This is a genomic window from Pseudomonas sp. CHM02, from assembly GCF_000612585.1.
GTDB lineage: Bacteria > Pseudomonadota > Gammaproteobacteria > Pseudomonadales > Pseudomonadaceae > Aquipseudomonas.
This window is the reverse complement of record NZ_JFCA01000007.1, coordinates 67,762-80,849: the sequence shown is the minus strand read 5'-3', so window position 1 is coordinate 80,849 and position 13,088 is coordinate 67,762. Positions and strand designations below refer to the sequence as shown.

Genomic DNA, 13,088 nt, shown 5'->3' with positions numbered 1-13,088 from the left:
GCGGACATGGGCTCAGGCCTCGGAAGGGGTTTGCTTGTAGTTGAAGCCAATCGGGTGCGGCATATTGCGGGCCTTGGCCAGCTCGATCTGCTTCTGCCGGTCGATCGCACTGCGACGGGTCTTCTCCGGCAGCTTATCCCAGCAGTGCGGGCAACTGATGCCCGCCACGTAGTGCTCGGATGCGCGGTCTTCCACACTGACCGGTGTGCGGCAGGCATGACATTGATCGTAGTCGCCTTCGCTCAGGTCGTGGCGCACGGTGACGCGATTATCGAAAACAAAACAGTCGCCCTGCCACTTGGTCTCTTCCTGGGGCACCTCTTCGAGGTACTTCAGGATGCCGCCCTTGAGGTGGTACACCTCATCGAAGCCTTCGCTGAGCATGTAGCTCGAGGCTTTTTCGCAACGGATGCCGCCAGTGCAGAACATGGCGACTTTCTTGTGCCTGGCCGGGTCGAAGTTGGCTTTGATGTAGTCGGGAAATTCGCGAAAACTGGTGGTTTTCGGGTCGATCGCCCCTTCAAAGGTGCCAATCGACACTTCGTAGTCGTTACGCGTGTCGATCAACAGCACTTCCGGGTCGCTGATCAGCGCGTTCCAGTCCTTAGGATCGACGTAGGTGCCGACCTTCTTGTTCGGGTCGACACCTTCGACGCCCAGGGTGACGATCTCTTTCTTGAGCTTGACCTTGGTGCGGTAGAAAGGCTGGTCGTCGCAGTAGGATTCTTTGTGGTCGATGTCGACCATGCGCGGGTCGTTCTTCAGCCAGGCCATCAGGCCATCAATGCCTTCGCGGCTGCCGGAAACGGTGCCGTTGATGCCTTCTTCGGCGATCAGCAAGGTGCCTTTGATGCCGTTGTCGACCATCGCCTGCAGCAATGGCTCGCGCAGGGCGACGTAATCTTCGAGGGTGACGAACTTATACAGTGCCGCCACGACAATCGGTTGAGTCATGGGTGTTGTCTCCAGGTGGCTACCCTCGTAAGGGGTGAACCGGATGCAAAAAGGCGTCGATCAGGCGACGCGGCGCGCATTCTAGCAAAACCGCGACGCCGCTGCATCGACACGCAGTCTCCGATATTTCCTTGACTCACTCACGGCATTGGCTGACCTCGGCCTATACCGCCTGCGTGATAGCGTCTTGCGTCGCCCATTGGATCCACCTTTGGGCTCACAGGAAGATCGATGACATGGAAACCTCAAACCGCTCGTTATTGGCCAGACTGGTGGAACGGCCCGTGCCTCCAGGTGTTGGGAAGGTCGACTTCACCACCGCCATGCATCAACTCGGCTTCACCAGCGTCTTCGACATCGTCGCGCTGCCCAAAAGCGAATTCATCCATCAACTGGCCCGTTGCAATGATGACGATGGCGCCCAGGCTTACGAAACCGCGCTGTCTTACACCACGCAGTTGCAATGGCTGCACGACCAACCGCGCCCAGCCTCTCGTAGCAAACGCGACCGGGAATCGAACGGGCCCAGCCTGCTCAACGAGGACGGGGAAAATGCCTGCCCCCCTGATGCCATCGCCGCTATCGATTCGCCTGTCGCCTACCTGCGCACACTGTTTCTTTTTGCAACCCAGCTCGAAAAAAACGGCAGGGGAACGCAAGCCAAAATCCCCTTGAGCCAACGGCGCCCAGACCTGAAAAATCTACTGATTGACCATGACACGACCTTTGCCCAGCGCCCGCTGCTGACGCTGATTGATGACATGTTGCGCAAACAGATCAAACACCATCACCCGCACGATAAGTTGCACCCTCTGCTCAGCGAGCAACACTACCCCTTGACGCTGCCTTACCACCATCATCACCTCCAATGCCGCCTGGGGCTGTCGGGAACCCAGCACACCTTGGGTGAATTGAATTATCGAGTCAGCAAGCGGCTGCCGTTCGACGATTCCGGAAGCGCACTGTATGGCACGGTCAAAACACGCAATGGTGACGTGCAATGCTTGCTAAGCGGACTGAATCCCCAACAGCAAACGCTTTTGACGCAGCCACCCGTCACGGGAAACTCACTGTTTGAAATTTACTTTGGCAGACCCCGTGCACCGCAGAACCTTGATGACTTTCTGAAATGTACAGCGCTGGACACGGCCCAGTTACAAGCCCTCCTGGCGCAAAACAGTTTCGCACCCCATGCCTCCCGCTCGACGCCTGAACAAACGGTGATCACCTATGGCGCCCGCTATGTCAACGGCACAGACCGTCTACCCAAGATAGGGGTCGGCAAATCCAACGACGGAACCGTTGCGGGACTACTCAACACCACCCACGACCGGTTCGACCGCCTGCATCGGATGATCCGCCTGCAAAAGTGGGTCGATCTACCGTTCGCCGAACTGGACACGCTGATCGTCAGCGCCATGGCGCTTGAGGGCACAGCCAACGCCGCTCCTCAGATAAGCCACAACACCTTGCGCGCACTGGGGGTCTACCGCTACCTACGTGGGCGCTACAGGCTTGAGCCGCTGGAGTTTTCGGCGTGGCTGGATCGCCTGCCCTTGCAGGCCAGCGCCAACGAGCAATCCTTATTCGATCAGGTATTCAATCGCACACGAGTGTCCGGGCGACTGCTACCGTTGGACGACAAAGCCTTCGATTCACATACCCACCAGCAGCTTTGCGCCGCATTGACGTTGAGTGATACGCCGGACTCACTGCAACTGCTGATAGACGCACTGCCTACCACTGCCGCCAGAAATCTTGCCACGTACTCCGCGATCTATCGGCAGGCACGCATCGCCCAGCTTTTCGGCCTTTCTGTCTTGCACTGCAAACAACTGGCCGACCTGCTCGGCGCGTCCACCTGGAGCAAGCTGACCACCCCAACATCGAGCGCCGAGATGGATTTTCTCGATGTACTCATGCAATTGGACTGGGCCGTCACCTGGCTCAGGGCCAGTAACACCAGCGTAACGCAGCTGCGCCAGCAATTGCTGCTGGAACCCGTCACGGCTAACACGGCGCTGAAGCGCTGGGTCGACTTACTGCCAGAGGGGCTTGAGACGTGCATCCAACAGTTCTTGGAAAACCCCGCGCGGGCCCTCTACAGCAATGAGCTCAAGGCCTTCTACACGCGACATGTCAATAAAGCGAAGACTGAGCCCAGGCACCTGATCCTGCTGGCGCCGGATATCACTACGCTGTTGCCGCTGCCGGTTAACAGCGCGTCACTGCGTCAATTGCTGCTCAACCCCCATTGGCTGGACAGCGATAACTCACCCACAGGACTGGTCGAGCTGAGCCTGGGCACACTCCATCTATTGCAGCGTTTCAAAGACTGCTGCGATACGTATGGCCTGGCACAGGACAGCCTCTTGGCGTATTTCCAGAACGCCAACAGTCGCGAGCCTCAAACCCTCGATACCCAGCTAAGTCAATGGTTGGGATGGGACGAAAAAGAACTGCGGGTACTCACTGAGACCTTGCCCACAGGCAGAGTCAAGTCCATGGACCAACTGGATTGGATCATGCGCTGTCGACAAGCCTGCACCCTCACCCGGCTCTCCAGCCAGACCCTCCTCAGCACCAGCGAACTGGATAACACCAGCGCCTTCAATCAATGGAAGCTCGTGGGCGAAGCCATCATCGCCGCACATCAATAACGGCTTACGCTCAACCAGCAGACTCAAGGAATGACCATGTCTGAGCCCCTCGACCGGCACCTCAATGAAGCCTGGCGTGATGCCATGCTGAGCTACTATCTGGCTCACTGCATCAGCCCCTCCCTTAAAGACTCGTTGCGTACACCCAACGACCTGTACGACTACTGGCTACTGGACGTCCAAGTCAGCCAAGCGGTGCCAACCAGCCCTGTCGCCAGTGCGATCACCAGCCTGCAGCACTACATCAACCGGATTCACTCGGGCCTCGAACCGGGTTATGAAACCCTGGGCATGTCGCCTCACGAGACCTTGGCCTGGCAGACGTCCCTGCACACTTACCCCCTGTGGAGCGCCAGCCAGCAACTGCGCTATCACCCGCAAAACTTCCTCGACCCCACGCTGCGCGAGGACAAGAGCGAGAGCTTCGAGCAACTGGAAAACGAGCTCAACCAGCATCGGATTCAACCCGCTACCGTGCAGAACGCGGTGCAAGGCTACCTGTCACGGTTCGAAGAAGTCGCCAGCATTCAGACGCTCAACGGCTACATCGATGGCAATGTAAGCCAGTGGGATACCAGCACCTATTACTTCGTCGGCAAATCCACCACCAACGGGTTCTATTACTGGCGCTCGCTGGACCTGTCCAAACGTTCCACCGTCAAGGCTGAGGCACCTGCCCCCCTGGCCTGGACAGACTGGAAACCCATCAACCTGACGTTTTCCGCCGATACGCCCGTCCACAGTATTCGCCCCGTGATGTTCAATCATCGGTTGTTCATTGTCTGGACCGAGAGCATCAAGCCTGCGCCCTACCCATCCTTCAAGGCACAGGGAAACGGCAATGGTGACCAGGAGGACGACGGTGACGACGAAAAACAACGCCAGGCTGAGTGGCTGAACAGCCGGTTCGTGAAGTTTCGCCTGTGCTTTTCCTATAAAAAACTGGATGGCACCTGGAGCCTTCCGCACACGGGCCTGGAGGAACACTGCGTTACGCGGGGCATCAACGCACTCACGTCGGCGCAACTTCTGAGCATCACGCAGACCGTTGCCGTAGTTGATAGCCGCTCCCCTCACACACTGTTCCTGGGTATAAGGGCCAATACGCTGAATCATGGGAGCGACCAAATGGGCGAATTCTTCCAGGCCATCAGTGTCGATCCATCATTGGGTATGAAAATCGTCGCTTCCGCCGGCAGCCCTGGCCGATACAAGATCGTGCCAGGCTCAGACGTTGCTCAGGAAACCATCAGGTTGCTGGAAGCCTATGAAGCTACACAAAACACGCCACTGCAGACCGCGTTGTTGGGCGGCGTCGACAAGGACAACGTATTTTCCCGCGTGTTACTCCCTCCGTTCGCCCACCAGTACTTCCGCCTGTTTTTCGATATAAACAAGGACAACTTACAGTTCAAGACACCCGTAGCGCAGGAGCAGGACAAAAGAACCGTAACCTTGGCGGCTCAAAAACTCGAGACCAACCACCAGACTACGTGGAACTTTGAAGCCAGAAACACGGATATAGTCGCCGCCAGTCCCGCCACCACAACCTTTGATCCCGTCACCAACGAGTTCGTCTTCACCTCGAAAATCGCTCAGCCGTTTCTGCAGACTTACCGCATCACCCTTGCATCCCAGCACTCCCAGTTCAGCATTACCCTGGTCACCAAGTCTGCGCTGCATGACCCGACCTTATCCGAAGTTGAACTCATCAGCGGCTCGATCATCAGGATCGACTGCGTGTTACACCCCAGCGGAGCCGCCACATACCACTCGATGTTCTTTAAAAACCCCAGGACCGGAAAAAGCTTTTCCAACGCCATTTATGACAAAGGCTCCATATTGTTGAGCCTTAAGAGTCAGTTGAACACGAGGCAGGACTTGAGTCCGGGACAACACGGTCAATATACGTCCGTCACTGAATACTCCCTGGAAGGGAAGCTTCTCAATAAAAATGCCTTCCTTCACTTATATACCCATCATCAAGATCCCTTCCTGGCGATACTCGACCGCTACAGTGAATACAACCTGCCAACTGATGATAGCGCGAACAAAAAACTGCACTTCGTGAATGACCTGAGGCTAGAGACCACCGCTACCTCCGCGCCCACGCTGCGTTTCTACAAGCACGTCATCATGCAGTCCAAACTGGAAGATGTGCCCACCCCGCAAGCCATCAATAACAACACCGCCTTAATCCTTAACTTCACGGACGCCGAACACGAAAGTCTGGCGGGCGCGTCACCAGAATTATCAGCCGGGCATCTGGCGAGTGCACGGATAAAGCTACCCAATGAGCACGCCGCACCAGCCATCACGGTGATCCATGGCGTCATCACACTTGAGAGTAAAGAGAATAAGGTGACGGTTCTCGGCTATGCACTCAAGGCTGTCAAATGCGCCCTCGGTAGATCCCCTGCCACCGACAGTCCTGCGCATTCCCCCCGTATCACACGCCAACAGCACGAAACCGGAGAGACTGTCGAGTTCATTGTTTTTCCCGCCAGCTTCGACCCGAAGATCCCGGCAATCCGGCTCAATACCACCGTTGCGAGTCAATTGACCCAGACCGCCACGATCGGCTTCGACCCTTTATTCTTACAATCCCCAACGGCCTGGACGGAACCGGCACAGGCTGCTGAAGCCTCACGCGTGCCTCTGGACTTCCAGGGTGCGCACGGCAAAAGTTTGCGTGAACTGTTTATCTATTTGCCCTGGACCATCGCTCATTACTTCAACCAGCAACAGCAATACGCTCACGCCGAAACCTGGTTGCACTACCTGTTAGACCCTCGCCAACCAAACGCCGGCGCGCTGAGTGCGTTGCCCAGCGAACCCGTAGAGCTGACATACGCCTGCCAACACCCCGAGAGCCCGCATTACCTGGCGCTCAGTTTTCCGGCATACCTGCGCAAGGCGTTGTACCAGCTCAATGTGGATATTCTGATCAACCGGGGCGACGCGGCCTATCGCCAGTTGAGCCCCGACAGCCTGGCCGAAGCCAAACTCTGGTATATCCAGGCGCAGAACCTGCTCGGTCCACGCCCGACGGTTACGCGCACCGATACGTGGACCTCGCGCACACTGGACACCCTGACGAAAACATCCTCCCAGGCATTGCGCACGCTGGAACTTCAATCCGAATACACCACGCGACTGTCCCAGCAGTGCAAAACGACGGGGCAAAGCACCTGGCTTACGGACAGCCCCTACTTGTACCGCCCGTTAAACACACAATTGGTAGCACGCTGGGACACGTTGGAAAGCCGCCTGCATGGGCTGCGCCATCATCTGGACATTACCGGCAAGCCGCTGCGCCAACCCCTCTTTACGACCCCGTTATCCCCCGCCGTCCTGCTGAGGCGAAACGCACAGAGTGCCGCGGGGGGCACCAGTGTCCAGCTACCGGCCCGCCCTGAAGTGGGTCACTACCGATTCCAGGTCATGTTGGGGCATGCCTTGAGCGCGGTCGACAGCCTGGCGCAGTTTGGCGCCACGCTGCTCACGCTGATCGAGCGCAAGGAACAGGCGCACGCCCTTGAGGTGCAACAACAAAACGCCTGGCAATTGGCCGAACTGGTGTTGACCCAGCAGACCCAGGCCCTGGTCATCGACGAGAAAAACAAAGACGCACTACGTCGCAGCCGCGCAATCATCCAAGGGCGACTGGACTTCCTGGCACATCAGCTCAGCGAAGGCATCAGCACCGGCGAAATTTCCGCCGGCCAGCACTATCTGGAGAGCGCCGCCTGGGAGAGAAAAGTCGCGATTGCCGGTATGGGCGCCGGTGCCGCCATGCTCGCGCCCAATATCTTCGGCACATCGTTCGGCGGTATGCGATTTGAGGGCGCATTCCATGCCTACCAGGCCTTTGCCCAGGGCGAGGCCAACACTGCCCGCGCCAACGGCAACGAACTGGAGCGTACCGAGCAGTTCAATCGTCGTGCCCAGGAGTGGGGCCACGCCGAACAACAGGCGCGCTTGGAATTGGCCCAGATCGACGCCTTGCTGCTGGTGCATGCCGAGCAGGAAAAAGCCACTCGCCTGCAACTGCGCAGTGCCCGCACCGCATTGGCCCAGGCCAAATCAGCCTACCAACTGCTCGGCATGCGCTTTACAGGGGCACAGCTTTATCAATGGCTCACTGCGCAGCTGAGCACGTTCTATTACGCACTGTATGACAGCGTCCATTCCTTGTGCCTGGCCGCTGAAGCCTGCTGGCAGTATGAGACCGCTGTCAGCCGGCAGTTCTTTCAAGCTGAAGCCTGGAACCCCACCTTACGAGGACTGTTGAGTGCTGAAAGCTTGAAGCTGAATCTGGTGAAAATGAACACTGCATACTTGCAGCACACACCACGCGAGCTGGAAATCAGCAAAACCGTATCGCTGCGCCATCGCTTGATCGAGTGCTCGGTCACAACCAGAGGACAGGCTTCTCAAACCACAAGAACCTGGGCCGATCATAAGGCGAGTCTGGTAAGCAGCGGCACGATTGATTTTGTCCTGACCCGCGAGTTGCTGGATGAGGACTATCCTGGGCACACCCTGCGGCGGATCAAGCACGTCAGCGTCTCACTCCCCGCCTTGCTCGGACCTTATGAAGACATCAAGGCAACACTGACCCAGACCCGAAATGAAATCCAGATGCCTGACGGCACTACCAAAACCGACCTCAGGGCACACCAGCAAATCGCCCTGTCACGCGGACTGGACGACGACGGCCTGTTTACCCTCGACTTCAACAACGACCCGCGTTACCTGCCGTTTGAATACACCGGTACCGTGTCGGACTGGAGCTTGAATTTTCCCACACCGCAACACCAAAAAAACCTGCTTGAGTCCATCACCGACATCATCATTCATGTGCGCTATACCGCAAGACCCGGCAGGAGTGCAGCATGAGCACTCAAGCGAATGAATCGCCCCTCAAGGTGCCATCGCTGCCCACTGCAGGCAACGCCATCGAAGGGGTCGCCAAAGACTGGGGCAACGTGGGCGCCGACGGCACGGCGACCTTCGAGATTGCGTTGCCGATTTCTACCGGTCGTGGTTATGCACCCACGCTGTCATTGATCTATCGCAGCACCGCGGGTAACAGCGCGTTCGGTTTCGGTTGGGACGTCAACCCTGGGGCCGTCACACGGCGCACCCAGCGGGGCGTACCCGATTACACCGCAACCGATACGTTCCAAGGCCCGGATGCGCAACCCTGGCTGCCCGAGCGCACTGTCGACGGCAGGCTCGTGCAAACGCAGCGCGACCGTTTTGACCAGGTGCCGCTGGGCCTCACCTACACCGTCACGCGTCACTACCCCAGGGTTGAGCACCGGTTCGAGCGCATCGAGCATTGGCGCTCAGACGGCGACATCGCCGGGTTCTGGTTGATACAGGCGGCTGACGGCAGCCGACATGTGTACGGCAAAACCCAATCGGCGCGTATCGCCGATCCGGATACCCCAAGCCATGTGGCGCAATGGTTGCTTGAAGAAAGCCTTAACGCCCATGGCGAACATATCGGCTACCAGTACCTGGCCGATACCGAGACCCGAACGCAGCCACATGACAGCCGGGCCCAGCGTTACCTGCATAAAGTGTGTTACGGCAACGCCAAGGCCCGTGAGAAAGAGATCCCGTATCTGCTGAAGACCGACGACCTGTCCAATCAGGCGTGGCACTTCTACCTGGTGTTCGACTATGGCCAGCGCACCACGACCAACGACGCGTTGCCCTCCTACGACGCGCTCAACCCATGGCCCCTGCGCAACGATCCATTTTCCAGTTATATCTACGGCTTTGAGCTACGAACGCTGCGCCTATGTCGGCAGGTCCTCATGTTTCACGCCTTTGCGGATGAGCCCGGCATGGGCCCCACCCCAGTACTGGTCAAGCGCCTGTGGCTCGAGCATCAAACCGCTCGCAACGGACTCAGCACCCTGTTCGCGGCACACCAGCAGGCTATTGACGCTCAAGGAACACTCACCCGCCTGCCACCGCAAGAATATCTGTATCAACCCTCACGCCTGAAACTGGATATCCGTCGCTACCAGCGCTTTGATGACTTGCCCGGCCTCAATGACGGCCAGCGTTACCAACTGGTGGATTTATACGGCGAAGGCCTGCCGGGGATCTTGTATCGCGGTGAACACGCCTGGTATTACCGAGCGCCCCAGCGGGCCGCAACTTCCACGGGCGACGAGGTGACCTACACACCCATTCAAGTATTGCCCGCCATTCCCGTGGCTGACGGTTCACGCCCCGTGTATCAGGCGTTGCTCGATATCGATGGCGACGGTCGTCCGGAATGGGTGCTGGCCCGGCCAGGCATGGGTGGTTTTTTCAATCTTGCCCCCCAAGGCAAAGAGACGGCGTTTGTACCGTTCGACGCATTCCCGGTGGAATTCCTGCACGCTGACGCGAGATTGGCCGATCTGATGGGCAGTGGTTTGGGTGACCTCGCACTCGTGGGCCCGCGTAGTGTGCGCGTGTACGCCAATCGACAAAACGGCTTCGAGCCGGGCATCGAGCGAGCCCACACGGTTGACGGCGACGACTTGCCGTCCTTCTCCCGCTCTCCCGCCGACTGGGTCGGCTTCAGCGACATCCTCGGCAGCGGGCAGCAGCACTTGGTGCGTATCCGCTACAACGAAATCAAATGCTGGCCCAACCTGGGCCATGGGCGATTCGGCAAGGGTCGGGTATTGGCCACCTTGGCGTTCAGGGAGACGACGTTCAACGCTGCCAATGTGTTGCTGGCGGACCTGGATGGCTGCGGTGCCAGCGACGTGCTGTACCTGACGCCCGAGGGGATCAGCATTTTCATCAATCAGGGCGGCAATAGCTTCGCCACAACCCCCTTGGTATTACCCTGGCCGCCAGGCATGCAGTACGACGCCTTATGCCAGGTGAGCGTGACAGACCTGCAGGGCAATGGTTACGCCAGCCTGATCATCAGTACCCTGCATCCGCGACCTCGCCATTGGCGCTATGCTTTTTTTGACAGCAAGCCCTGTTTGCTCACCATGACCAACAACAACCTTGGCGCGCAAGTCAACGTAAGCTACCGCAGCAGCGCCCAGGAATGGCTGGATGAGAAAAAACAGCATCAAGCCGACGGCAAGCCCGCCGTCAGCCGGCTGCCCTTCGCGCTCCCCCTGGTCAATCGTCAGGTCCTGCACGATGAGATCAGCAATAACACCCTGACCCAGCGTTTCAGCTATCGTCAGGCGTATTACGATGCCAATGAGCGCACCTTCCAGGGCTTCGGCTTGTTGCTGCAAACCGACAATGAGACCCGGACCGAGGAGGTTCCCGAAGCAGGGTCGCAAACCAAACGTTGGTTTCACACCGGTCAAGCGCTGGATATGCCTCAGGACGATTACAGTCGCCATGACGCTGACGCCATCAAGCTCGGCCCCACGCTGCTGGGGCAACATGATGCACCCGCGCAACCGCAACCGACAGATCATCACGACAGCTTACTCGTATCACCCACCTCACAGGAGACGCGGGACGCGGCCTTTGCCCTGCGGGGCCTGCCGCTACGGGTGGAGGTACTTGCCCTCGACCCGGCCAACAAGACGCCCTATACGGTGCAGCAGTACCGCTATATGGTCCGCCGATTGTCCCAGGCCAGCGACTCGCAACCCTGGGCACGCATGCTGCCGCTGACGCTGGAATCAGTGCGTTATCAGTACGAACAGGTGCCCGATGATCCGACCTGCGAACACCAGGTCAACTTGCGCTGGGACGCCTATGGCAACCTGGTTCACAGCGCCACGGTGCACAGCGCGCGGCGCACCACCGCCCAGGATGCGCCACCGGTACTGCTCGACGATGAGCATCAGCAGCAATGGTGGCGTGACACCCACGATCCGGCTCAGCAGGTCTTTTACCTGAGCGAAAGCTTGATGCAATGGATTCATCAGCCAAACGACGACCAATGGCGATTGGGCTTGCCCTATCGTCGGCGCGACAACGCCTGGACCCTGCCCAAGGGCCAGCCACCTACGGGGTTGAATGCGATGGCGATCAACTACGAAACGTTGATCAACCGGCTTTCAGGGCCGCTGGGGCCGCACGCACCACGCGAGCTGAGCGGCCTGTCGATCCAGTATTACCGCGAGCCGGGCGGCAAGGGACAGACCTTGGCGCTTGGAACGGCAACTTTCCAGGCGCTGGCCGATTATCAAGAAACCGCCGAATTGGCCCCCAACGCATTGCAAGCGCTGGAAAAGATTCCCGACATGCCGAGCCAATCCACCGAGGATCTGCCGAGCCGCCTGCGCCAAACCGGTTATCGCCCCATGGCCTTGTTTTTTCATGCCAATGATCAGGAGCGCCAAGCGCCTCCCGATCTCTGGTCAGTCCGTCGCCAATTTCCTCGCTACCTCAACGCCAAGCACTTCTATCGCCTGCACGCCTGGCGCCTGACCCAGGCCGAGAACGAAACCACGCTGACCCATGACCCTTACGAGTGTCAGGTCATCCAAGTCAAACACGCCGACGGCTGCATCACCCACGTCAAGCATGACTACCGTCTGCTCCAGCCGGTCAGCATCACCGACCCTAACGGCACATGCGAGCAAGCGCTGTACGATGGTTTCGGTCGCGTGCTCGCGACCAGCGTCCAAGGGCAAGAAGCAGGAAAGCCCGTCGGTTTTGGGCAAATATCCGCCTATCGCAGGCCGGTGGGCGCAGGTATCGAGTCCGCCATTGAGTCACCTGCAACGATGCTCGGCGCGGTGGCCGGTGCCTGGTGCTACGACCCGTTCAGTTGGATGGGCTCGATCGCCACGGCGGACAGGCAGGCGGAGTGGGTCACCCAACGCTATCTGTTGCCCGACGGGTATATACGCGCCACCGCCAGGTTGCGCTTGAAAAACAAGGCAAAAACCTTGAGTGCGAGTGAGAAAGCCTTGGTTGACTTGATCCAAAAGGCCAAGCGCGAACCCGCCCGCAGCCTGATGCTCGCCGCCGACCGCTATCCCCATGACCAGCCCCCACTCATCCACATGACCCTCGCCTGCCAGGACGGCTTCGGGCGCACCTTGCAAAGCAAGCAAAAAGCCGAGACGGGGCCGGCCTGTGCCGTGGACGACAACGGCGACCTGAGCACCCGCCACGGCACCCTCCAGACGGTTCAGGCTGACCCGCGGTGGTGCGTCAGCGAGCACACCGAATACAGCCCCGAGGGCCGGATCATTCGGGTGTATCGTGCCTATTATGCCGACCGCCACAGGTACATCGACGGTAAGTCCTTGCGCCAGTTCTTGCACAGTGACAAACAGTTCCATGATCCCCTCGGTCGCCCCACCCGCACGCTCACGGCCAGGGACAGCGTACGACAAACCACCTACTGGGCCTGGTACACCGTCAACGAGGACGAAAACGACACGGAGGGAGCACTCCAGATCACCCCATTGACTGAACCGTGAAGCCTGGGTTCGCGTGGCCCCCTTACAGTTGCAAGGCGGC

At 58.7% G+C, this 13,088-nt stretch carries 4 protein-coding genes; 3 read left to right on the top strand and 1 reads right to left on the bottom strand.

Annotation, left to right across the window (positions count from 1 at the left end):
• Positions 1-12 precede the first annotated feature (12 nt).
• On the bottom strand, positions 13-954 hold the full coding sequence (locus BM70_RS0105315) for a rhodanese-related sulfurtransferase (protein ID WP_025855039.1): 942 nt from the start codon (positions 952-954) through the stop codon (positions 13-15).
• Positions 955-1,190: 236 nt separating this feature from the next.
• Here BM70_RS0105315 and BM70_RS0105310 point away from each other — a divergent pair, with 236 nt between their 5' ends.
• From BM70_RS0105310 to BM70_RS0105300, 3 genes are read left to right on the top strand one after another with little or no spacing between them, the layout of a single operon-like run.
• Positions 1,191-3,614 carry a Tc toxin subunit A gene (locus tag BM70_RS0105310; protein ID WP_025855038.1) on the top strand — a complete coding sequence of 808 codons (2,424 nt, stop codon included), beginning with the start codon at positions 1,191-1,193 and terminating at the stop codon, positions 3,612-3,614.
• 36 nt (positions 3,615-3,650) lie between these two features.
• Entirely contained in the window at positions 3,651-8,516 is a 4,866-nt protein-coding gene (locus tag BM70_RS0105305; protein ID WP_025855037.1) for a neuraminidase-like domain-containing protein, read from the top strand.
• A complete protein-coding gene (locus BM70_RS0105300; RefSeq protein WP_025855036.1) occupies positions 8,513-13,048 on the top strand; it encodes a SpvB/TcaC N-terminal domain-containing protein in 4,536 nt (1,511 codons plus the stop codon). The genes BM70_RS0105305 and BM70_RS0105300 overlap by 4 nt, the downstream gene beginning before the upstream one ends.
• Positions 13,049-13,088: the final 40 nt, after the last annotated feature.